Source organism: Rhizobium azibense, from assembly GCF_004342325.1.
Taxonomy (GTDB): Bacteria; Pseudomonadota; Alphaproteobacteria; order Rhizobiales; family Rhizobiaceae; genus Rhizobium; species Rhizobium etli_B.
In genome coordinates this window covers 133,313-156,992 of sequence record NZ_SMBJ01000005.1, presented here as the reverse complement: position 1 = coordinate 156,992, position 23,680 = coordinate 133,313, and the positions used below count along the sequence as shown (strand labels likewise).

The 23,680-nt window shown below is 59.9% G+C and carries 20 protein-coding genes; 7 read left to right on the top strand and 13 right to left on the bottom strand.

The window, feature by feature from the left end; all coding sequences use genetic code 11:
* Positions 1-419 precede the first annotated feature (419 nt).
* From metF to EV130_RS13940, 4 genes are all read right to left on the bottom strand, one after another.
* Positions 420-1,322, bottom strand: coding sequence for a methylenetetrahydrofolate reductase [NAD(P)H] (gene metF, locus EV130_RS13955; RefSeq protein WP_074061763.1), 903 nt, complete (start codon positions 1,320-1,322; stop codon positions 420-422).
* Position 1,323: 1 nt separating this feature from the next.
* A complete protein-coding gene (locus tag EV130_RS13950; protein ID WP_074061764.1) occupies positions 1,324-2,340 on the bottom strand; it encodes an ArsR/SmtB family transcription factor in 1,017 nt (338 codons plus the stop codon).
* A gap of 165 nt (positions 2,341-2,505) precedes the next feature.
* Positions 2,506-4,155, bottom strand: coding sequence for an energy-dependent translational throttle protein EttA (gene ettA / locus EV130_RS13945; protein WP_074061765.1), 1,650 nt, complete (start codon positions 4,153-4,155; stop codon positions 2,506-2,508).
* Positions 4,156-4,509: 354 nt separating this feature from the next.
* On the bottom strand, positions 4,510-5,244 hold the full coding sequence (locus EV130_RS13940) for a ribonuclease T2 family protein (RefSeq protein ID WP_074061766.1): 735 nt from the start codon (positions 5,242-5,244) through the stop codon (positions 4,510-4,512).
* 149 nt (positions 5,245-5,393) lie between these two features.
* Between EV130_RS13940 and EV130_RS13935 the strand changes: the two genes are divergently transcribed.
* From EV130_RS13935 to EV130_RS13920, 4 genes are read left to right on the top strand one after another with little or no spacing between them, the layout of a single operon-like run.
* Positions 5,394-6,362 (top strand): alpha/beta hydrolase, encoded by a 969-nt coding sequence (locus EV130_RS13935; protein ID WP_132660580.1) that lies wholly within the window; start codon positions 5,394-5,396, stop codon positions 6,360-6,362.
* Entirely contained in the window at positions 6,337-7,287 is a 951-nt protein-coding gene (locus tag EV130_RS13930) for a DMT family transporter (protein WP_074061767.1), read from the top strand. Before EV130_RS13935 ends, EV130_RS13930 begins: the two co-directional genes overlap by 26 nt.
* A 19-nt stretch (positions 7,288-7,306) precedes the next feature.
* On the top strand, positions 7,307-8,521 hold the full coding sequence (gene caiB, locus EV130_RS13925; RefSeq protein ID WP_074061768.1) for a succinate--glutarate CoA-transferase: 1,215 nt from the start codon (positions 7,307-7,309) through the stop codon (positions 8,519-8,521).
* Entirely contained in the window at positions 8,518-10,176 is a 1,659-nt protein-coding gene (locus tag EV130_RS13920; protein ID WP_132660578.1) for a thiamine pyrophosphate-binding protein, read from the top strand. The genes caiB and EV130_RS13920 overlap by 4 nt, the downstream gene beginning before the upstream one ends.
* 40 nt (positions 10,177-10,216) lie before the next feature.
* Here the strand turns inward: EV130_RS13920 and EV130_RS13915 are convergent, their stop codons facing one another.
* The 3 genes from EV130_RS13915 to EV130_RS13905 form a co-directional block, all read right to left on the bottom strand.
* Positions 10,217-10,561, bottom strand: a complete 345-nt coding sequence (locus EV130_RS13915) for a RidA family protein (RefSeq protein WP_074061770.1) — start codon at positions 10,559-10,561, stop codon at positions 10,217-10,219.
* Positions 10,562-10,615: 54 nt separating this feature from the next.
* Positions 10,616-10,954, bottom strand: coding sequence for a protein tyrosine phosphatase family protein (locus EV130_RS13910; RefSeq protein WP_132660576.1), 339 nt, complete (start codon positions 10,952-10,954; stop codon positions 10,616-10,618).
* A gap of 70 nt (positions 10,955-11,024) precedes the next feature.
* Positions 11,025-11,864, bottom strand: a complete 840-nt coding sequence (locus EV130_RS13905; RefSeq protein ID WP_074061772.1) for a DUF4432 family protein — start codon at positions 11,862-11,864, stop codon at positions 11,025-11,027.
* A 268-nt stretch (positions 11,865-12,132) separates the two neighbouring features.
* Between EV130_RS13905 and EV130_RS13900 the strand changes: the two genes are divergently transcribed.
* The gene (locus EV130_RS13900) at positions 12,133-13,488 is read left to right on the top strand and encodes a L,D-transpeptidase (protein WP_425375570.1); all 1,356 of its coding nucleotides are present in this window, start codon (positions 12,133-12,135) and stop codon (positions 13,486-13,488) included.
* 168 nt (positions 13,489-13,656) lie between these two features.
* On the opposite strand, the gene EV130_RS13895 is transcribed toward EV130_RS13900, so the two are convergent.
* The 6 genes from EV130_RS13895 to EV130_RS13870 form a co-directional block, all read right to left on the bottom strand.
* Positions 13,657-14,370 (bottom strand): ParA family protein, encoded by a 714-nt coding sequence (locus EV130_RS13895; protein WP_074063233.1) that lies wholly within the window; start codon positions 14,368-14,370, stop codon positions 13,657-13,659.
* A 227-nt stretch (positions 14,371-14,597) separates the two neighbouring features.
* The gene (locus EV130_RS13890; protein ID WP_074061774.1) at positions 14,598-15,752 is read right to left on the bottom strand and encodes an iron-containing alcohol dehydrogenase; all 1,155 of its coding nucleotides are present in this window, start codon (positions 15,750-15,752) and stop codon (positions 14,598-14,600) included.
* Positions 15,749-17,134 (bottom strand): aldehyde dehydrogenase family protein, encoded by a 1,386-nt coding sequence (locus tag EV130_RS13885; RefSeq protein ID WP_132660572.1) that lies wholly within the window; start codon positions 17,132-17,134, stop codon positions 15,749-15,751. The genes EV130_RS13890 and EV130_RS13885 overlap by 4 nt, the downstream gene beginning before the upstream one ends.
* 191 nt (positions 17,135-17,325) lie before the next feature.
* Positions 17,326-18,696, bottom strand: coding sequence for a glutamine synthetase family protein (locus tag EV130_RS13880; protein WP_074061776.1), 1,371 nt, complete (start codon positions 18,694-18,696; stop codon positions 17,326-17,328).
* A gap of 149 nt (positions 18,697-18,845) precedes the next feature.
* Entirely contained in the window at positions 18,846-20,393 is a 1,548-nt protein-coding gene (locus tag EV130_RS13875; protein WP_074063234.1) for an amino acid permease, read from the bottom strand.
* 117 nt (positions 20,394-20,510) lie between these two features.
* Positions 20,511-21,284: an N-formylglutamate amidohydrolase gene (locus EV130_RS13870; RefSeq protein WP_132550487.1), complete on the bottom strand. Its 774-nt coding sequence runs from the start codon at positions 21,282-21,284 to the stop codon at positions 20,511-20,513.
* Between the two features lie 181 nt (positions 21,285-21,465).
* Between EV130_RS13870 and EV130_RS13865 the strand changes: the two genes are divergently transcribed.
* Positions 21,466-22,338, top strand: coding sequence for a MurR/RpiR family transcriptional regulator (locus tag EV130_RS13865; protein WP_074061778.1), 873 nt, complete (start codon positions 21,466-21,468; stop codon positions 22,336-22,338).
* A gap of 188 nt (positions 22,339-22,526) precedes the next feature.
* Positions 22,527-23,630, top strand: coding sequence for an ABC transporter substrate-binding protein (locus EV130_RS13860; RefSeq protein ID WP_074061779.1), 1,104 nt, complete (start codon positions 22,527-22,529; stop codon positions 23,628-23,630).
* Positions 23,631-23,680 lie beyond the last annotated feature (50 nt).

Here is a 23,680-nt window from a genome sequence, read left to right as displayed (position 1 = left end):
CCTTTATGTCGCCGTCACCGTTAACGGGCAATCGCCCAATTTAACGCACGGTTAAAATGTGTGAACAAATTTTCGTTCCAATTTAGCACTTCGTTTCAATCGCTTAGCTGATCAGAACTCGGCTCATCCGCAGTTCGCCGCTGCGCTGCAGCATAGAAACCGCTTTCCACGCGACACAATTCAGACATATTATATGCCGGTTAACGCGAGGAGGCAGACATGGGTATCACACGATCCTTGAATGTCCTGTTGGTCAGTGCAGCGTTCGCGTTCGTCTTGTCCATGCTCTTTATTTGAGCGGTCGGCGAACCCTATGACTGGAATACCTAGCTCCTGACAAGCTAACAGTTCAGCCAATTAAAAAGCGCATGTCACCGCCAGACATGCGCTTTTTTATTGGATGCCGATTGCCGGTGCCCTCAGGCAGCCGCGCCCGCTGCCCTCTTTGCGCCCTCTCGCCTGAGGCCGAGATTGGTGAGGACGGCTGAAACCAACGGCGAGCGGTTCATCGTATAGAGATGAAACTCGTTTAACCCGCGGCGAACGAGATCCTCGATCTGCTCGACGGCGACATCAACGGCAACCTTGGCCCGCTCCTCCACCTTGTCGTCGAGACCGGCAAAGCGCTCATCGAGAAAGGCCGGGATCACCGTGCCGCATGCGCTGGCAAATCGTTTCAGCTGCGTCAGGTTCTGGATCGGCATGATGCCGGGCACGATCGGAATTTTGACGCCAGAGCGCCGCACCTTCTCCAGGTAGCGCTCGAAGTTGTCGTTATCGAAGAAGAATTGCGTCAATGCGCGGTCCGCGCCGTTGTCGGCCTTTCGCTTCAGCATGTCGATATCGGCCGCCACGTCCAGGCTCTCCGGATGCTTCTCCGGATAGGCGGACACCGAAATCTCGAAATCGCCGATTTCGCGAAGGCCGGCCACCAGTTCGGCCGCATTGGCGTAGCCGCCCGGATGAGGCTCGTAAGGCACCCCTGCCCCGCCCGGCGCATCGCCGCGCAGCGCCACGAAGTGCTTCACGCCGGCCTTGCGGAAATGGTCGATCACCTGGTGCGTCTCTTCCTTCGTGGCGCCCACGCAGGTGAGATGCGACGCCGTCGCAAGCGGCGTCTCGTTGAGGAACCGCGTCACGGCCGTCAGCGTCGGCGCCTTTGTGGTGCCCCCGGCGCCATAGGTCACCGAGACGAAATCCGGATCCCAGTCCTGCAGCTCGGCCACCGTCTTCCAGAGCTGGCCTTCCATCTCCTCCGACTTCGGCGGGAAAAATTCGAAGGAAATGCCGATATTGCGGCGGTCTCCGGTGTTCAAAGCCATATCATACCTCCCCGGCCAATACTGTTTCGGCGCCTTCGGATGCAATGAGGCGCCTGGGATCGCGCGCAAGCCAGATCGTGACTGTAAGCCCCTTCTCGCCCGGCTGACCCGGATGTAGATCGACGGCCTGCTCCACGTCGAGCCCCGTCCTGCGCAGCCAGTCGGTCATCGACTGATGCGAGAAACCAAGGCGGACGTGCGCGTGCTCGTCGCGAAGATATTCAAGCCCATGCGGCGCAAGATCGATGACCATGAGACGCCCACCAGGTGCCAGCATCCTCGCCGCCTCGGCAATCGCGATTTCCGGCTGATCGAAGAAGTGCAGCACCTGATGAATGGTGACGAGATCGAAATCCTGCCCCTCGAACGGCAGGTTCAGGATGTCGGCATGCCGCACCGATGCCTTGGTGATGCCTGCCCTGTCGAGATTGGCGCGGGCGACACTCAGCATGTCGCGGCTGGCATCGACGCCGATCGCCCGGCGATAGAGGCCGCAAAGCAGCTCGAGCATGCGGCCGGTCCCCGTGCCGAGATCAAGCAGCGAATGGACCGGCTGGTCACCGAGGAGCTTGATGACCGCGGCATCCACCTCTTCGTCGGCGGCATGCAGGCGCCGAAGCTCGTCCCATTCAGCGGCATTGCGACTGAAATAGGCCTGCGCCCGCTCTGCCCTCTGACGCTTCACGGCTAAAAGCCGCTCGCCATCGCGCAAGAACACCGGATCGTTCTGGGAAGCGTGTGTCAGCAGAAGGCGCACCAGCGCCGCCGCCTTGCCATCCTGCCTCAGCCGGAAATAGGCCCAGGCGCCTTCCTGATAGCGATCGATGAGGTCGGCCTCACCGAGCAGCTTCAGATGCCGGGAGATGCGCGGCTGCGACTGTCCGAGGATTTCCGTAAGATCGGTCACCGTCAGGTCGCCGGCGGCAAGAAGCGCCAGAAGCCGCAGACGCGTCGGCTCACCGGCCGCCTTCAAGACGTCCACCAGCCCATCCAATCCAAGCTTCACAGCTTCAGCCATATTCCGACCCAATCAACATATAAAGATATCTTTATGTGATTTGAGGAGACATGGCAAGCCGGAATCCTCTCTGTTCACGAAATTCACTGGTCTGAAAGCGACCGACAAAAACACAAAACCCCGGCGATTACCGGGGCTTCTGATCTAATGGCTCGTCGCTGACGTTCAGCGCGTCAGGCGCTTGTAGGTCACCCGCTTCGGATTGACCGAATCCGCGCCGAGGCGACGCATCTTGTCCTGCTCGTAGTCTTCGAAGTTGCCTTCGAACCATTCGACATGGCTGTCGCCCTCGAAGGCGAGGATATGCGTTGCAAGCCGGTCGAGGAACATGCGGTCGTGGCTGATGATAACAGCGCAGCCCGCGAAGTTTTCGAGCGCGTCCTCAAGCGCCGCCAGCGTTTCCGTATCGAGATCGTTGGTCGGTTCGTCGAGCAGGATGACGTTGCCGCCGGCCTTCAGCATCTTGGCAAGATGGACGCGGTTGCGCTGGCCGCCGGAAAGCGTGCCGACCTTCTGCTGCTGGTCGCCGCCCTTGAAGTTGAAGGCGCCGCAATAGGCGCGCGAATTCACTTCGTGCTTGCCGAGCTTGATGATGTCGTTGCCGCTGGAGATCTCTTCCCAGACGGTCTTGTTGCCGTTGAGCGCATCCCGGCTCTGGTCGACATAGCCGAGATCGACGGTATCGCCGATGCGGATTTCACCACTGTCCGGCTTTTCCTGGCCCGTGATCATGCGGAAAAGCGTCGTCTTGCCGGCACCGTTAGGGCCGATGACGCCGACGATGCCGCCGGGGGGCAGCTTGAAGCTCAGGTTCTCGATCAGGACGGTATCGCCGTATCCCTTGGTGAGATTCTCCGCCTCGATGACGACCTGACCGAGACGTTCACCGACCGGGATGACGATCTGGGAGTCGCCCGGACGACGGTCGGCGGCTGCCGCCACCAGTTCGTCATAGGCGCGGATACGCGCCTTCGACTTTGCCTGACGCGCTTTCGGACTTGACGCAATCCATTCCTGCTCACGAGACAGAGCCTTCTGGCGGGAGGCCTCTTCGCGGCCCTCCTGCTGCATGCGCTTGGCCTTCGCCTGCAGATAAGCCGAATAATTTCCCTCGTAGGGAATGCCGCGGCCGCGGTCGAGCTCGAGGATCCAGCCGGTGACATTGTCCAGAAAGTAGCGGTCGTGGGTGATCATCAGCACGGAACCTGGATATTCGCGCAAGTGCTTTTCGAGCCAGGCGATCGTCTCGGCATCGAGATGGTTCGTCGGTTCATCGAGAAGCAGCAGATCCGGCTGGGCAAGCAGCAGGCGGCAGAGCGCCACGCGGCGCTTTTCGCCGCCCGAAAGATTGTCGACTGAAGCATCGCCCGGGGGGCAGCGCAGCGCGTCCATCGCCATTTCGACCTGGCTTTCCAGGTCCCAGAGGTTCTGGCTGTCGATAATGTCCTGGAGCTTCGCCCCCTCTTCCGCCGTCTCGTCGGAATAGTTCATCATCAGTTCGTTGTAGCGGTCGAGGATCGCCTTTTTGGAAGCCACACCTTCCATGACGTTTTCGAGCACCGTCTTCGACGCGTCGAGCTGCGGCTCCTGCGCCAGGTAGCCGAGCGTTGCGCCTTCGGCGAGCCAGGCTTCCCCGGTATATTCCTTGTCGAGACCGGCCATGATGCGCAGAACGGTGGACTTACCGGCGCCGTTCGGGCCGAGGATACCGATCTTGGCATCGGGGTAGAAGGAAAGGTGGATGTTCTCCAGCACCTTCTTGTTGCCATAGGCCTTGTTGAGGCCGGCCATATGATAGATGAACTGACGTGCCATTATACGCTGCTCCGGGCGGAAACTTTGAAAACCGTGGCCGCTATGTAGGCGAAAGCCGGCGTTCGGGCAACGCCGAAACCGGCTTTGTGAACGGCAATCGATTTGGCTGCGTTCGAAAAACAAGACAACGCAGGGATTTCCTCGGTTCCCGTCAGGCTTTCCGCCCAGTCGCATGAAACAGCCTAGGCAAACGTGAGGCCGGCCACGACTTCGAACACCAGCTGGTGACGAATTCGGCCTCGTATCCGTCCGAGTATCTCTGGTAGGCCTCCCCGACGCTTCCGAAGTCATAAAGCCGCATTTCTTTTCCCGCTCTTGTTCGAGCTGCGCTCGATCCATCCGTGCGATGAACTCTCAGAACCCCGCAGCGTCGACAACGCCTTCGTCGCAGCCGAAGGAGGTGCGGCCGGCGTCTTGCATGAGTTTCGCAAGGCCAGCGCCGGCGCCGACAACCGAGCCCGCGTCCTCCGACAGCCCGATCGTCAGCTCGGCGATGACACGCACGTCGCCTGCGCGCCGGCAGTTCATCTTCACACGCTCGCCTGCACCTGCACCGAAGCTCTTGTCGAAAGCCGCCTTGATCTGATCGGCATTGACCTTCTTGCCGACATTTGCGGCAAAGAGATCGCGAACGGCCGAGCCGTTGAGGTCATCGATCAGGCGGATCGCCACGTTGAAATAATCGTCGGCGCTCATCTTCGTGCAGGTGCCGTGCTTCGTCCATTCATGCCGCTCAAGGCCCGATTGCGATCCGGGCATGGCCCTCGCAAGGGCTGACGCATTCTCGATCGTCAGCTTGACTTCCGGCAGCCTTTTCCAATCCCCGTCTTTATCGACTGCCTGCAGCTCCTTCGGTACACCGCAGTAATTCTGCCGCAGCGGCCAAAGGCCGTGGAGCGAAAAATTCGTCGCGTCGAAACGGTCCTTCGTCTGGGTCCTGCATTCCGGCTTCCTTTGGTTTACCTGGCAGAATGCCGGCTGCCAACTTGCAGCAAGGATGAAGCGCGTGCCCTCATCCTGAGCAACCGCAAAGCCGGCCATGACGGTCGACAGAACAAACGCCACCAAACGCACAAACACCCTGCTCATCGCAACTCCCGCAGACAGAACAATTCGCGAACGAATAGACCCGAAGCCCGAGGTAGTGCAACCCGGACTCGCAGGAAATTCCACAGCAAACATGCGTCAGGATGTTGCATTTGGCCCGCGATCTGCTCTTTTGCAGCGGGAGGATGGAAATGTTTTCGAAAACACAATGGCTTAAGGCGCCTGAGGCGATGCTCGCCTTTCATCATGAGGCGGCCTGCGGCCGTCCGCGGGGCATCCTGCTGATCTCCCACGGACTTGCTGAACATTCCAGGCGCTACGCACGCTTCGCCAAGGCGATGGCCGCACGCGGCTATCATGTCTATGCCCACGACCACCGCGGCCACGGCGAAACCGTGGCCAACGGCGCGCCGATCGGCCAATTCGCCCGGCGCAACGGTATGCAGCAGGTCCTTGCCGACATGGTCGCCATGCGCGACTATGCGGCAAGATTTCATCCGAACCTTCCCGTGATCCTCTTCGGCCACTCCATGGGCGGGCTGATCGCCCTCAATGTTGCGGTGACCTATCCGGAAAAGTTTGATGCCGTGGCCGTGTGGAATTCGAATTTCGCTGTCGGTCTGACAGGCAGGGCCGCGCAAGCCATCCTGCTTGCCGAGAAAGCCCTTAAGGGTTCCGACGTTCCGAGCGCCCTCATGCCGAAGCTCACCTTCGACGTCTGGGGCAAATCCATTCCCGGCCACAGGACTGCATATGACTGGCTCTCGCGCGATCCGGCCGAAGTCGACAAATATATCGCCGATCCGCTCTGTGGCTTCGATGCTTCCGTTTCTCTCTGGCTCGATATTATTCAACTCACCTTTCGCGCGCCGCAGAAGCGGCACCTCGAGAGGCTGCGAAAGAACCTGCCGATCCATCTCGTCGGCGGCGGAAAGGATCCGGCGACCGATGGCGGAAAAGCCGTGATGTGGCTGTCAAACCATTTGAAACAGCATGGTTTCTCCCGTATCACCACCGAAATATATCAGGACAAGCGGCACGAGACTCTGAACGAGATCGGCGCCGAAGCGGCGATTTCGGCGTTTGCCGATTGGTGCGATTGCGCAACCGCAAGCCCCGACGAGCGGACCGGAAATGAACAGTGCGATAACAAAGAATAGCTCCTCCGAAGTCAGCATGGGCCTCATGCTCATGTTTTTTTCGGTGCTCGTATCGCCGCTGATCGATATTTTTTCCAAGCTTGCCATCACGACGGTTCCGTCTGCGGAGATCACCGCAGCACGCTTTGCCATACAGGCTCTGTGCATGCTTCCCATTGTCATCTGGCGCAAAAAACTGACGGATTCGTCTTTGAGGCAGAGCCTCTTCCACGCAATTCGCGGCGCCATCATCACGATATCGATGATCTCGTTCGTCACCACGCTCAAATACATGGCAGTTGCAGATGCGATCGCGATCTTCTTCGTCGAACCCATCATCCTCACAGTCCTGAGCAGCCTTTTTCTGGGCGAGACAATCGGCTGGAGGCGCTACACGGCCTGCGGGATCGGCTTCTTCGGCGCGATCCTGGTCATTCAGCCAAGCTTCCAGGAAGTCGGCTACGTGGCGTTGTTGCCGGTCGTCAGCGCAGTCTGCATCGCCATCTCCGCGATGATGAACAGGGCCCTGGCGCAGCGCGAGGACCCATGGGTGATGCAGTTTCACATGGGCCTGTGGGGTCTTTTCATCTGTGCTGTCCTGCTTTTCTTGGCTCGTGGAAGCGGCTCGGATGTGTTCGAACCGGTAGCGCCAACCACGATGGGTCTCGTCTGGCTCCTTGGCGTCGGCGTAACGGCCGCGATTGCCAGCATTCTCGGCGTCTATGCCTATCGCTCCGCACCCGCCTCGACTTTAGCGCCGCTGCAATATTTTGAGATCGTCTCGGCCACGATCTTCGCATGGCTGGTTTTCGGCGATTTTCCCGACGCCATCAAATGGCTGGGAATTCTCATCATCATTGCATCGGGACTTTACATCATCTGGCGCGAGCGCCGCTTTGCATCCAAACCCGTATCCGATACATCTGAGGCAACGCGGGCACCATGATCCGTTTCCGGGGAGGAACATGACGGAAAGTAGCAAGAAACCGCCGCTTGCCGGCTTCAGGGTCATCGAGCTCGCCCGCGTCCTGGCAGGCCCCTGGGCCGGGCAGATATTGGCCGATCTAGGCGCAGACGTCATCAAGGTCGAAAATCCGGAAGGCGGCGACGATACGCGCCAATGGGGGCCGCCCTTCGTCGAGGGCGGCGACGGCGAAAACCTTTCAGCCGCCTATTATCACTGCGCCAATCGCAACAAGCGCTCTGTCACGGCCGATTTGAAGACCGAGGAAGGCCAGTCGCTGGTGCGACGCCTTGCGGCAACGGCCGATGTCCTGATCGAAAATTTCAAGCTCGGTGGCCTCGTCAAGTATGGGCTCGACTACGAGAGCCTGCGCAAGATCAATCCCAAGCTCGTCTACTGCTCCATCACCGGCTTCGGCCAGTCTGGCCCCTATGCCAGCCTCGCGGGCTATGACTACATCGTCCAGGGCATGTCCGGCTTCATGTCGATCACCGGCGAGCCGGATCGCCAGCCGATGAAAGCAGGTGTGGCCATCGCCGATATCTTCACCGGCATCTATGCTGTCGCGGCAATCGAGGCAGCCCTCATCCATGCGCTGAAAACCGGCAAAGGCCAGCTTGTCGATATGGCATTGCTCGACGTGCAATCCGCCGTGCTCGCCAATCAAAACATGAACTACCTGATCTCCGGCCGCGCGCCGGCGCGGCTCGGAAACGCCCATCCGAACATCTCGCCTTACGAGGTCGTGCCGAGCGCGGACGGTTACCTGATCCTCGCCGTCGGCAATGACAACCAGTTCCGGCGTCTCTGCACGATCCTCAGTCTCGATGGCATCGCCGACGACGAGCGTTTTTCGACCAATAAGGCCCGCGTCGCCAACCGCGACGAAGTGCGCCGCCTGATCTCGACCGAAACGTTGAAATGGCAGAAGGCCGACTTGCTGAAAGCCTGCGAAAAGGATGCTGTACCCGCCGGCGCAATCAACACGATCGAGGAGATGTTCGCCGATCCGCAGATAAAGGCGCGCGGACTGCGCATCGATCTGCCGGATGCGGCAGGAAACATGATTCCGGGCGTGAGGACGCCGGTCGTGCTCTCCGAAACGCCCCTGCGTTACCAAAGGCCGGGCCCCCGGCTCGGCGAGCATCAGGAAGAGGTTCTGGCAGAGCTCGAGGCATTGGAGCGCGCTGAACGGGAGAGGAAATCTGCATCATGAAGAAGACCGGCGGCGAGCTGATTGTCGAAGCGCTGAAGGCAAACGGAATAAAGCGGCTTTCCTGCGTGCCCGGCGAAAGCTTCCTCGCTGTGCTGGACGCGCTTTATGACACGGATATCGAAGTGATCGTCTGCCGCCAGGAAGGCGGTGCCGCGATGATGGCCGATTGCTGGGGTCGGCTCACCGGCGAACCCGGCATCTGCATTGTCACCCGCGGGCCTGGCACCACCAACGCCACGGCAGGCCTGCATATCGCCAGGCAGGATTCGATCCCGATGATCCTCTTCATCGGCCAGGTGCAGCGTGATGCCCGCGAGCGCGAAGCCTTCCAGGAGGTCGAGTTCCGCCGCGCGCTGACCGAGTATGCCAAATGGATCGGTGAAATCGATGATGCGGCACGCATTCCCGAATTCGTGACCCGCGCCTTTGCCGTTGCCACGGCCGGCAGGCCCGGGCCTGTCGTGCTGTCACTGCCCGAAGACATGTTGCGCGACGAGGTGGAAGCGCCGCGCGCAAAGCCTTATGCCCGCGTTGCCGCTCATCCCGGGCGCCGTCAGGTCGACGATTTCTACATGCGGCTCTTGAAGTCCGAACGGCCGATTGTCATTGTTGGCGGCACTCGCTGGGATGCCGATGCAGTTGCCGATTTCCGCATCTTTGCCGAACGCTTCAAGCTGCCGGTCGGTTGTTCCTTCCGCCGCCAGATGCTCTTCGATCACCTCAACCCGGGATATGCCGGTGATGTCGGCATCGGCATCAATCCGGCGTTGGCGAAGGAGATCAAGGAGAGCGATTTGCTGATCCTGCTCGGCGCCCGGATGTCGGAAATGCCGTCGTCAGGCTATACCCTGATCAACGTCCCCTACCCGGCGCAATCGCTCGTCCACATCTATCCTGACCCGTCCGAACTTGGCCGCATCTACCGTCCGGACCTGGCGATCTGCGCATCGCCGCAGGACTTCGTCGCCGCCCTTACCGATCTCGAAGCGCCTGCCGAACCGCGCTGGGCGGAAAGGACCGAGCATATGCACCAGGCCTATCTTGCCTGGTCGAAGCCGCCCCAATCAGGCCCCGGCGCCGTTCACATGGGACCGATCATGGAATGGATCGAGGGCAACACGAAAGCCGACACGATCTTCACCAATGGTGCCGGCAATTATGCCACCTGGCTGCATCGCTTCCATCGCTTCCGGCAGTTCAATACCCAGGCGGCCCCAACATCCGGCTCGATGGGTTACGGCCTGCCGGCTGCCGTGGCCGCCAAGCGGCTTTTTCCGGAGCGTGAAGTCATCTGCTTTGCCGGCGACGGCTGTTTCCTGATGCACGGGCAGGAATTCGCCACGGCCGTCCGCTACAACCTCCCGATCATCGCCCTTGTCATCAACAACGGCATCTACGGCACGATCCGCATGCATCAGGAACGCGACTATCCCGGCCGTGTCAGCGGAACGGATCTCACCAATCCGGATTTCGCAGCCCTTGCCCGTGCCTATGGCGGCCATGGTGAAACGGTGGAGAAAACCGGGGACTTCGCGCCTGCCTTTGAGCGCGCGCGCGCAAGCGGCAAGCCTTCGATCATCGAGGTGAAGCTTGATCCCGAGGCGATCACGCCGACACGCACGCTTACCGAAATCGCGCAAACAAAAAGCCGGTGAGCGAACCCACCGGCTTTGAAACGGGCAATTGGCGCCGAACTCAGTCGATCGCGGCGATGACGATAAACTCGACCTTGTACTTCGGTGCAGCAAGCTTGGCCTCGCTGGTGGCGCGAGCCGGCGTGTTCTCCGGGTCGACCCAGGCTTCCCAGGCAGCGTTCATCTCCGCAAAGTAGGAAATGTCGGAGAGATAGATCAACGTCTGCAGGATCTTCGACTTGCTGGAACCTGCAGCGGCAAGCAGACGATCGACTTCGGCAAGCGCCGACTTGCACTGATCTGTCACGCTTTCGCCTTCGCCGACCTGGCCGGCGAGATAGACGGTGTTACCGTGGATGACCGCGCCACTCATGCGGGCGCCGACGTCGATACGCTTGATGCTCATGATGTTCTCCTGAGTTTATGAAAGAAGGGCGCGGCCGAAAGCCGCGCCAAAAGATCAGCCGCGAATATGATGGGTCTTTTGATAGATTGCGGTGGAGCGTGCGCCGGAACGGCAGTAGCCGAGCATCGGGCGCGGAAATTCGTCGAGTGCGTCGACCATGCCTTGCACGGCTTCCTCCGTCACGCCCATCGCGCCAACAGGCACGTGCGCGATGTCGAGGCCGAGTTCCTTGGCGCGGGCTTTGATCACGGAAAACGGCGTCTGGTCCGGGCTTTCCTGGTCCGGGCGATGGCAGACGATCGACTTGAAGCCCATCGCCTTGATCTGATCGAGATCTTCCAGCGTTATCTGGCCCGATACCGAATATTCGTCGTCGATCTGGCGGATGTCCATCGCGCGTTCCTCCTGAAAATGATGGCAGAAGCTCTACGATGCGGGACCGGAAGCGTCAACAACAGTTCGCTCAGAGGAAGGCGAAGCGAAGCGCATAGCTGCGGGTCTCGCCCGGTTGCAGCATGTTGAACTCGCCGCCTGCTTGAAGCTCGCTACGCGAGACGCAGCGATGCGAAACCGGTTCGATGCCGAAAACGTCCGCCGGCGTCTTCTGGTTCCGCCAGACCTGCAGGTACGGCAGCGTATCCGCGCCGAAACGCACGCACAGCGTCTTGCCGCCTGCCGCTTTCATCGGACCGAGCCGGACTTCGGCAAAGCCATCCGTCATGGCCGGGGCCTCGACGCAAAAGAGGCCGCCGAGCTCTTCGCCGAAGGTCCATGGAAAACCGCCGCCTTCCAGCATCGTCCCCTGAAGCCGCGAACCGGCGTCGAGCCATTTGCCGCCGGTATTCATGTGATACATGAGGAAGGTGGGCACCGCCTGATCTGTGGTGTTGACGATCCTGTCGTCCAGTAAGACCTCCCCCGTCGCGCCGTCGATTCGCCAAAGCCGTTCGATGCGCTGCGGCAATCCTTCGACGGTGACGACATCGATGTCGGCGCGGCACTCGGCATTGCCGTTTTCGAATTTCGTCCAGACAACCTTGGCCGGGTGACCGGAAGCCGAACCGTGCAGCGGGTAGACCTTGCCATCCGTCCGCCCCGGGATCGGTTCGCGATGGCGGATGTGATCCGGACCGCAGGTGAAGAGAAAGCCTTCGAGCGAGTGGTCGATACGCGGATCGCCATCGTCAGGGATGGCACGCTTCGGTGCAATATCGATGCCGTCGACGAAGCATCCGCCGATATCCATCATCGATGTTTCATCCAGCATCAGGCGCGGCCCCTTGGCGGCGGCAAACTCGATCATTGCAACTCCTCCAATCTTTAAGCTGCCGTAGGGTTAGGATCCGTCCGCACGTTCGTCAATTGCGGCAATCCGGTTGCGCACAACCAACGATGCGCCGTGGAACCCGCTTGCCAAACGAAACGTTTTGCCTCAGGCAGAAAAGCGCGTGATTTTCATCTTTTGTTTAGTACGAATTCATAATTTCCACACTAGCGTCAAAATTCGCAGGTGTGTGTCGGCCAAATCACTGTTCGAGGTGTAAGACGTGAATCGCTTTTTGAAATCGGGGATGTCCTTAGCCGCAGTCGTGCTGGCCCTTGCAGCTGCCGCACCGGTTGCCGATGCGCAGCAGAATGGCCGCCGCCAGCGCGATGTCGTGATGGTGACTCCCGACGGTGCAATCATCGATTATGTCCCACCTGGCGCCGACGTCTACTATTCGCGCGATCGCAACGGAAACCGCGTCCTGCTCGATAGCTACGGCAACGTCGTCGCGACGGAAATGCGCAGCAGCGGCTATTATCCGCGCCCGCCGGCCCGCGAAGCCTACGACAACGACCCCTACTACGCCGACAACGGCTACGGCAACCCGCGCTATGTGGAGCGCGGCGCCGTGACCGGCTCCATCCCGCGCGATGCCGAAATCCAGCGTGAACCACTTTACGACCAGCCCTATCCGGACGCCAACGCAGAAAATTACCCGCAGAGCGAGGACTATGCATCGATCGAACCGGAACAGTCGTTCCCGGGCGACCTGCAAACACAGCCGCCATTAGAGCCGGTCATCACGCTCAAGGGAAAATCGAAACCCGAGATCGTCGCCATCCAGGTCTTCCTCGACCGCGCTGGCGTTTCTCCGGGCGTCATCGATGGCCACATGGGCTCTAACGTCACGAAGGCGATCTATGCCTATGAGCAGATGACCGGGGAACGGCTCGACCCCAACAATACTGATGCGATCCTCGAGCAGCTTCGCCTGTCGGGGGGATTACCCGTCACCAGCTACACGATCACGCCGGCAGATGCCGCCGGACCCTACGTGGCCGCAATTCCGGAAGACTATTCGCAAAAGGCGCTTCTGCCTTCCATGGCCTATACCTCGACGACCGAAATGCTTGCCGAGCGCTTCCATATGGACGAAGCCTTCCTCAAGGAAATGAACCCGGGCGCAGACTTCACCGTGCCCGGCACGATCATCAAGGTCGTCAATCCCGGGCAAGCCAAGAGCGGCACCGTCGCGAAGATCCTTGCCGACAAGGCCAAGAAGCAGGTCTTCGCCTATGACGCGACTGGCGCTCTCGTCGCCGCCTATCCCGCCTCGATCGGCTCCAGCGATACTCCTTCGCCCTCCGGCCTCGTCAACGTTGAACGGGTCGCACTGAACCCCGGCTACACATACAACCCGAAGATCAATTTCCAGCAAGGCGCTAACGACCGCATCCTGAATATCCCGCCCGGCCCGAACGGACCCGTCGGCACCGTCTGGATCGCTCTTTCGAGGCCGACCTACGGCATTCACGGCACACCGGAACCATCGAAGATCGGCCGCACCCAGAGCCACGGCTGCATTCGTCTGACGAACTGGGATGCCACGGAGCTCGCCAAGATGGTGAAGCCCGGCGTGACGGTCCAGTTCGTCGATTGAATTTTCGTCAGCGGCAGGGCAAGCCTCTGCCCGTTTCTGGCTGGCGGCACCTTCTTTCCGTTCCCCGGAGAAGAGACAGACCTGCCTCCGCCACGACAAAAGCTTGTTCAGTTCCAACAAAAAAACCGCCGGATCGCTCCGGCGGCTGGTTCTGAGCATCCCCAGTGTTCAAGCCGCCGAACGGATGAGCGGTCCGGTTATCCGTGCGGAAGCGGGAAGCTTGACCGGTACCTTGCGAATAATCTCCTCGGCAAAACAGAGCGCGTTCTCGCAGGCCTTCTCGAGATTGGAAACCCGCATTGGGTCCATATCCTGCAGCGTACCGCCGCAATCGAAGATATCGCGGAATGCCGCACGCTCGATGATCGCCGTATCGAGGATCGGAACGTTCCGCTCGTTGAGCAGCGTCTTGACAAGTTGCAGTGCGCGGGTGGTCACCATTGAACTGACGCGGGTAAGCACCACCGAATGCCCGATCCTGATGCCCGCCTTCTCATCCAGATACTGCAGCAATTCCAGCACCTGCGCCCCGCCGCGCGCATCCATGGCACAGCCCTGGATCGGGATCAGCACATGGTCGGAAAGGCCGACTGCGGTGGCCAGCAAGGGATTGCGGGCCCCTGGCAGGTCGATGATAAAGTAGTCCGTGGAATGCTTGTTCTCGCTGACGTGTTGCGGAAGCGAGGCGGACGTCACGAAATCGATGACCTGAATATTCGGCACATGGCCTGAAATCTCGTGCCAGCGGGAAATCCAGTGCTGAGGATCGGCGTCGAGAATGGTGATGCGGTAGCCCTTGCGTGCAAGTTCCGTCGCGAGCAGAAGGACGGCCGTGGTCTTGCCTGCTCCGCCCTTGGTGTTTGCAAATGTGATGACTGGCATGTTGAATCCTCGAAGGAAATGTCGCGAGCCGGATGTCGCTTTCTTGCGCACTTTCGGGTTCATCGTGCGTTAACGTATCCTTTCCGATGATGGTTAACAAAATCCAAACAATCGCGCCGAAATTGCAGCCTCAATCTTTCACATCCTAAGAAATCGGGATGCCGAAAACGAGAAAGGCCCGGAAAGCTCAGGCTTTCCAGGCCAGTCTTGACGGTCCGCCTGTGTGATCAGAAGCAGTCCTTGAACAGCGTCCTGGTATTTTCGAGCGTCATTTCGACGGGATTGCCGCCCGCGCTCGGATCTTCGATTGCCATCGCAGAGAGCTCGTCGATCCGGTCCGGTGCGATCCCCATGGCCGAAAGGCTTCCCGGAACCCCGAGTTCTGCGCGAAGCTTCAGCACGTATTCATAAAAACCGTCGAAGCCGCCGGAAATGCCGAGATAGGCGGCAGCACGTGCGATCTTTTCTTCGATGGCGGCGCGGTTGAAACGCAGCACCGCCGGCATCACGACGGCATTGGTCATGCCGTGATGGGTGTTGTAGACGGCGCCGATCGGATGCGACAGCGCATGGATGGCGCCAAGTCCCTTCTGGAAGGCGACGGCGCCCATGGCGGCGGCGGCCATCATGTTGGCGCGGGCTTCGAGGTCGGTTCCTTCCTTATAGGCACGCGGCAGGAATTCCTTGACAAGGCGCATGCCTTCCAGCGCGATACCGGCAGACATCGGATGATAAAATGGCGAGCAATAGGCTTCCAGGCAATGCGCAAATGCATCCATCCCGGTCCCGGCGGTGATGATCTTCGGCATGCCGACCGTCAGCTCCGGATCGGCGATGACGACGCCCGGCAGAAATTTCGGATGGAAAATGATCTTCTTCACATGTGTTGTGGAATTGGTGATGACGCTGGCGCGGCCGACCTCCGAGCCAGTGCCGGCCGTCGTCGGCACCGCAACGATCGGCGCAATGCCCTCGATGCTCGCACGCGTCCACCAGTCCCCAATATCCTCGAAATCCCAGACTGGACGCGTCTGGCCGGCCATGAAGGCGACGCACTTGCCGAGATCGAGGCCCGAACCGCCGCCGAAAGCGACGACGCCGTCATGGCCGCCGTCCTTGAAAGCCCTGACGCCTGCCTCGAGGTTCTTCTCGTTCGGGTTCGGATCGACGTCTGCGAAGATCGCGCGGCCGAGACCTGAATCTTCCAGGATGTCGAGCGCGTTCTTGGTAATCGCCATCGGGGCCAGGCCGCGATCGGTAATCAGCAGCGGCTTCTTCATGCCGAGGCTCTTGCAGGCGTCGGCCAGCTCCTTGATGCGGCCGCGGCCGAGCTTGACTGATGTCGGATAGCTCCAGTTGGCGGTAATATTGCTGCTGCTCATGCTGTGACTTTCTTGAGGTGGAAGGATTTCGGGCGCGTCAGATTGTGGAAGCCGATGATCGACAGCGAGCCGCCGCGGCCCGTCTCCTTGACGCCGGTCCAGCAGAGCGCCGGGTCGAGATAGTCTGCGCGGTTCATGAAAACGGTGCCGGTTTCGATCTCGCGGCCGAGCCGCGCTGCCCGCTCGGCATCCTTCGTCCAGAGCGATGCGGTAAGGCCGTACTGGCTGTCGTTCATCAAAGCCAGCGCTTCCTCGTCGCTCTTTACCTTCATGATGCCGACCGCCGGGCCGAAAGTCTCTTCGCGCATGAACGCCATGGAATGGTCGACGTCGACGAGGATCTGCGGTGCGAGATAGGCGCCGCCGTCATCGGCCGGGAAGAGCTTCGGATCGACGAGTGCCTTGGCGCCCTTGGAAACCGCGTCGGCGATCTGCTCGCGCACCACTTTGGCGAAACGCTTGTTCGCCATTGGACCGAGCGAAGTTTCCGCATCGAGCGGATTGCCGAGCTTGTAATTGGAAACCCATGCGAGCGACTTCTCGACAAAGCTGTCATAAAGCGATTCATGCACGTAGATGCGCTCGATGCCGCAGCAGCATTGGCCGGAATTGTAGGTCGCGCCATCCATCAGCGTATCGACGGCCGCATCGAGATCGGCATCTTCCATGACGTAGCCCGGATCCTTGCCGCCGAGTTCGAGCCCGAGGCCCGTAAAGGTCCCGGCTGCGGCCCGCTCCATGGAACGACCACCCTCGACGGATCCGGTGAAATTGACGAAATTGAAGCTGCCGGCGGCGATCAGCGCCGACGTCGTTTCATGGTCGAGAAAGATGTTCTGGAAGACGTCTTCCGGAACACCTGCCTCGACAAAGGCCTGAACCAGCCGCTCGCCGACGAGCAGCGTCTGCGAGGCGTGTTTCAAGATGACGGTATTGCCCGCCATCAGCGCCGGTGCGATCGTGTTGATCGCCGTCATATAAGGATAGTTCCACGGGGCGATCACGAACACGACGCCATGGGCTTCACGCTCGATACGGCGCTCGAACTTGTCACTTTGTTCGACAACAAGCGGCGCCAGCGCGTCGGCAGCGATAGAGGCGACATAGTTGGAGCGCTCGTTGAAGCCTCTGTATTCGCCGCCATACTTGACCGGCCGACCCATCTGCCAGGCGAGTTCCGGCACGACGCGATCGGACATCTCGTTGAGACGCGCAGCACCCTTCAGCACAAGCTGTACGCGCTCTTCCAGCGGCCGCTTCGCCCAAGCCCTCTGCGCCTTGCGGGCGCGGGCAACAACATCCCTCGCCGCCTCCAGCGAGAGCGCCGGACGCTCCGCGTATACCGATCCGTCGACCGGCGAAATGCATTGGATCATGGTCATGGTCTCGTCCTGCCTTTGTATTCTTCAAATCTCTTCGGGCACCAGCCCCTCATCCACCTGCCGACCTTCTTGCGAAAATCGCGGCGAAGAAAGGGATGCCGCACCCGGTCAATCGCAACGCCTGTGGGACAGTCACCTCGCCCCGTCAAGGGTTAGGGTGAGGACACAGCAACGACACGCTGCAAAATGCCTTACGCCCTTTCAAAGCCTCTCGCCACTTCCCAATCCGTCACGCGGCGGTCGTATTCCTCCTGCTCCCATTCGGCAGCGCGCGTGTAGTGGTCGATGACGTCATCACCGAAAGCCGTCCGCAGCATCTTTGATTGCGTCATGGCGACCGTCGCGGCACGAAGCGTGTGCGGGATCTCGCGGATATCTCGCGCGCCATAGGCATCGCCGACGAATGGCGATTCGAGTTCGAGCCCGTTCTCAATGCCGTCGATGCCAGCCGCCAGCAGTGCTGCAAAGGCGAGATACGGATTGAGGTCCGAACCACCGACGCGGCATTCGATGCGGATCGCCTTGGTGTCGTCGCCGCAGAGGCGGTAGCCGGCGGTGCGGTTGTCCTTGCTCCAGATCGCCTTCGTCGGTGCGAAGGTGCCGGCCATGAAGCGCTTGTAGGAATTGATATAAGGTGCCAGGAAATAGGTGATCTCGCTTGCGTGGGCGAGAAGGCCGGCCACGTAGTTCCGCATCAAAGGCGACATGCCGTATGTACCCTTCTCGTCGAAGAACAGCGGCGTCTTTGCGTCGGCGCTCCAGAGCGACTGATGGATATGAGAGGAGCTGCCGGCCGACATGTAGCTCCATTTGGCGAGGAAGGTGATTGCCTTGCCCTTCGACCAGGCGATTTCCTTGCAGCCGTTCTTGATGATGGCGTGCCGGTCAGCCATCGTCAGCGCGTCGGCGTAGCGCACGTTGATTTCCTCCTGCCCTGCCGAAGCCTCACCCTTGGAATTCTCGACCGGAATGCCCGCACCCTGCAAGCCGGTACGGATCGCCCGCATCACATCCTCTTCCTTGGTCGTCTGGAAGATGTGGTAGTCCTCGTTGTAGGCGCTGGCGAGCTTGAGATTGCGGTAGCCGGCGGCATGCGCAGCCTCATACGTCTGGTCGAAGAGGAAGAATTCGAGCTCGGATGCCATGAAGGCCTTCATGCCCATGTCTTCCAGGCGCTTGACCTGCTTCTTCAGGATGGCGCGCGGCGAATGCGGCACCTCTTCGTGCGTGTGATGGTCGAGCAGATCGCAAAGAACCAGCGCCGTTCCCTCGAGCCAGGGAATGCGGCGCAGCGTCGAAAGGTCCGGTTTCATCGTGTAGTCGCCGTAACCCTTCTCCCAGCTCGTCGCCTTGTAGCCGGAAACGGTTTCCATCTCCATGTCGGTCGCGACCAGATAGTTGCAGCTATGCGTTTCCTTCCAGGCGCTTTCGAGGAAATATTCCGCCTGGAAGCGCTTGCCCATCAAGCGGCCCTGCATGTCCACCTGGCATGCGAGAATAGTATCGATGCGCCCTTCGGCCACGTCCTTCTTGAGATCATCGAAAGTATAGCTGTTGCTCATCATTTATCCGCCTGAAATCTGGATTGGAAACTCGGGGCAACGAAACAGCATGCAGCGGTCGCCATGACCGGCTAGATGCCTCTTCGCTGGACCGGTGATGGGGCCGCGTGAATGGCGGCCCCGCCATTTGAGAGGGAAGCTCGGTTTTCTTACGCTTCGCCGACGGCCTTTTCGGCAGCCGCGATCTCAGCCTGGCGCTTGGCGACTTCCTCGCCGATCGGCGGGCCCTTGAAGCGGCGCTTTTCGAAGCCGTACCAGACAACGCCGGTTACAATAAGGAAGCCGACGGTGATATAGAGCGCCCAGTCATTCGGCGGCTGGATGCCGAGCACGAAAATAAGCACCATTGCAATGATCGAGAGCACGGCAAAGAGCTTGAACATTGCCTCGCCAAGATTCCACGGCCCCATCTTGTCCCACTTCGACGTACCCCAGGCGAAGAGGCCGAGCGTGATCGGAATCGCGAAGGAGAAAAAGAGGAAGATGACGGTGCACGAAACGACGATGGTATAGACCGGCGTTTCGCCGATCGAAACGAGCGACGAACCCCAGACGAAGAGGACGGCGAGGATAGAACCGGTCCAGATTGCAGCAACCGGCGTGCGGTGTTTCGGACTGACCTTCGACAATGCCTTGGATGCCGGCAGACCGCCGTCACGCGAGAAGGCGAAGATCATGCGGGAAACCGAAGTGACGGTTGCAAGGCCGCACAGCCACTGGCTGACCAGAATGGCAAGATACAGGATATCCTTGACGATCGGATTGACCTGGCTGTCCATCGCCCAGAAGAACACGTTCCAGCCCTGCTTGGCAGCTTCGTCCATGCTGGGCAGCATCAGCACGAATGCGCAAAGCATGATGTAGCCGAAGAGCGCCGACCAGAGCACGGAGGAAATCATGCCGCGCGGCACGGAATGCGCAGCCTTTACGGTCTCTTCCGACGTATGGGCCGACGCGTCATAGCCGGTGATCGTGTAGATCGGCAGCAGGAGGCCGAGCAGGAACACCCAGGTCGCGGACGTGGCAGGCCAGACATTGCCGCCAGCTTCGCCCGAATAGTTGGCGAAGGTGAAGAGACGGCCGAACTCGTAGGATGGTGCGGCGATCAGGCAAACTGCGGCGAGCGCGATTGCCGTTGCAAAGATCAGGTAGCCAGAAAAGTCCGTGAGCTTGGCGGTCAGGCCGATGCCCATATGGTTCACAAGAGCCTGCGCACCGGTGATGATGACCAGGAAGGCGATGCGAACGAATGTCGTGTCCGCCAGCCCGAGATAGCTCGTGCCGAAGGAGCCCATGAAGAAGTAGTAGGTACCGACGTTGATGGCACCGAGCACCGTCACGAGACCGAGCAGGTTGAACCAGGCGGTCAGCCAGCCGGTGAAGCGGTTGCCGAGGATGGAACCCCAGTGGTAGAGACCGCCTGCGGTCGGATAGGCAGAGCTGATCTGCGCCATGGCAACGGCGAAGACGAGCGAAATGAAGCAGCCGAGTGGCCAACCGATGCCGATCGCAGCACCACCAGCGCCGGCAGTCGCCTGCGCCAGCGAATTGATGCCGCCGGAAAGGATGCAGATGATCGAGAAGGAGACGGCAAAGTTCGAGAACGAACTCATTCGCCTTTCCAGTTCCTGGGCATAGCCCATCGAATGCAGGATGCTCATATCCTGCTTCTTATCAAGTTCGGTATAGTCCGACATGACTTCCCCCTGTTTGACGATCAGCAGCGGAATTGCCGCAGATCCAGTGCCAAAGTTGCCCGCCGCTTTCGCCATACGGACAGATCGCAGTTAGACTGCTCCCTGGGGTCTATTGTTTTATGGTCGGGCTTCCAGGCTTTGCTGGAGGAGCCCTGTCAGATAGTCGGCCATGACCCCTTGGCCGACATCCTCGCTGATGAGGTCGTTGCGGACCTCGATCATTACATTGCGGAGCCCGTTCGAGAGGCCGTGCAGGATCAGCGTGTGCGTGACGCCATCCTCAGGGCCATAGGGCTCGTTTCGTTCGGTTTTGTAGAGCGGGGCGTCAGCCGCCGCTGCCAGCATTCTGTCTGCCAGGCGGCTGTCGGCATCGTGCAGGATGCCGAGCTCGACGGCACGCTCCTTGCCATTATAGACCGGCGTGAAACTGTGAACAGTGACGATCACCGTCTCCTGCCCCCGCGCCTGACGGTCCTTTATGAGATCTCTAACCGCATCGTGGAAAGGTCGATACAGCGCTTCGGTACGGGCCTGCCGTTCCTTTGCGCTCAGATTCCGATTGCCGGGAATGGCATAGATCTCGCTCGTCTCGGGCATTGCGCCTGGCGATTCGGGCGGGCGATTGCAGTCGTAGATCAGGCGAGAGAAGCGCTGAAAGACAAGTGTTGCGTCAAGCGCCGTCGAGATGGCGCGCGCAACTGCCAAAGCGCCCGGATCCCAGGCGATGTGGCTATTGAGCGCTTCCTCGGAAAGACCGAGATCGCCGAGCTGCTCGGGCAGCGCTCGCGAAGCGTGCTCGCAGATGACCAGCAATGGGCTCTTGCCGCGCGGCCGCTCTATTCCGACGCAGTTTCCATCCGCTTCGCTTAGAATCTTGAACTGAGTGAGCACCTAGCCGCGCCTGCCGTTGCCTTAATAATTTCCTTACAAGAAAAGAATTCTTCAGTCTTCGGGCGGTGTCAAGCGCGATCTGAAAATTTCTTTTCATGACAGTGGTTGACATGGATTGTGACAGCGTTGTTAACTTTGAGAGGGAAAGTGGCACAAGACCAATCCCGGGGAGCAAGATCGCGTGAGCGCTGCGTCGAAGACGGTTTCGGACGTCATCCATTCGCATTTCGAAGCGCTGACGCGCGCCGAGAAGCAATTGGCCGAGAGTCTGCTGGATAATTATCCTGTTTCGGGGCTGGGCAGCATCACCACGATCGCCGAAAACGCCGGCGTCTCGACGCCCACCGTCGTCCGCATGGTCCAGAAGCTCGGCTTCAAGGGTTATCCGGATTTCCAGGCGCATCTGCATCAGGAGGTCGAAGCGACGATCTCCAACCCGATCGCCAAACACGATCGTTGGGCTTCCAATGCGCCGGGCACGCATATCCTCAACCGTTTCGCCGATGCCATCATCGGCAATCTGCGCCAGACGCTGAGCGATCTCGACACCGCGACTTTCAACAGCGCCGCTGCCCTGCTTTCGGATCGCAAGCGCGGCCTTTATTTCGTCGGCGGTCGCATCACGGGCGCGCTTGCCGAATACTTCTTCACCCACATGCAGGTCATCCGGCCGAATACCGCACTCTTGTCGTCCAATTCCTCCAGCTGGCCGCAGTATGTTCTCAACATGAATGCCGGCGATTTGCTGATCATCTTCGACATCCGCCGCTATGAGCAGGAGATGGTGAGCCTTGCCCAGGCCGCCCGTACGCGCGGCGCCGAAATCATCGTCTTCACGGACCAATGGGGATCGCCGGCGGCAAAGCTCGCGAAACACGTCTTTCGCGTCCAGATCGAGGCGCCGTCGGCTTGGGATTCTTCGGTCGTCACCCTCTTTATCGTCGAAGCGCTCATCGAAGCGGTCCAGAATTCTACCTGGGACGAGACGAAGGAGCGTATGAAAACACTGGAGGGCCTGTTCGAACAGACCAGGCTGTTCCGAAAACCCGGCTAGGAGGAGAGGCAGGAACGAACAAAACAATAAGGCTGCGTGAAAGAAATAGAACCGAGCGTCGCAGACGAAACAGACTCCGAAAAATACTGGAATCATAAGAAAAACGAACGTCACGCGACCGTCATACAAGCTTCATGCAACGCCAGTAACAGCATCGCCAGACCACTGAAAACCGAAGGAGAACAACAGTGATCTCTAACATTTCTCGACTGCTCTCGCTTTCTACTGCGATCGTCGTAGCTTCGACTGCGATTGCCGCAGCAGAACCGAGCGCCGAACTCGTCGCCGCCGCCAAGAAGGAAGGCACGCTCACCACCATCGCTCTCCCGCACAACTGGTGCGGTTATGGCGACGTCATTGCCGGCTTCAAGGCCAAGTATGGCATCGAAGTCAACGAACTGAACCCGGACGCAGGTTCGGGCGACGAAATCGAAGCAATCAAGGCCAACAAGGGCAATACCGGCCCGCAGGCGCCCGACGTCATCGACGTCGGCCTCTCCTTCGGCCCGTCGGCCAAGGCCGAAGGCCTCATCCAGCCCTACAAGGTCTCCACCTGGGATTCCATTCCGGACTCAGCCAAGGACGCCGACGGCTTCTGGTACGGCGACTACTACGGCGTTCTTTCGTTCGTGGTGAACACCGACATCGTCAAGAACGTCCCGAAGGATTGGGCCGACCTGAAGAAGTCCGAATATGCCAACTCCGTTTCGCTCGCTGGCGATCCGCGCGCTTCCAACCAGGCTGTTCAAGCCGTCTACGCCGCTGGCCTCGCTGCCGGTGAAAAGGATGCCACGAAGGCTGGCGAAGCAGGTCTTGCTTACTTCGCAGAGCTCAACAAGGCCGGCAACCTCGTTCCGGTCATCGGCAAGTCCGCTTCGCTCGCTCAGGGTTCCACCCCGATCGTCGTCGCCTGGGACTATAACGGCCTCTCCTGGCGTGACAGCCTCAACGGCAACCCGCCGGTTGAGGTCGTCGTTCCAGCATCGGGCGTCGTTGCCGGTGTCTACGTTCAGGCGATCTCCGCCTTTGCTCCGCATCCGAATGCTGCCAAGCTCTGGATGGAATACCTCTATTCAGACGAAGGCCAGCTCGGCTGGCTGAAAGGCTATTGCCACCCGATCCGCTTCAACGACCTTGCCGAAAAGGGCCTGATTCCGAAGGAACTGCTCGACAAGCTGCCGCCGGCTGAAGGCTATGCCAAGGCTGTCTTCCCGACACTCGACGAGCAGGCCGCAGGCAAGACCGCCATCACCACCAAGTGGGACAGCGTCGTCGGTGCCAACGTTCAGTAAGGCATGACATCATGCCTCCCCGCCCTTATAGCGGGGAGGCATTTTCTTTC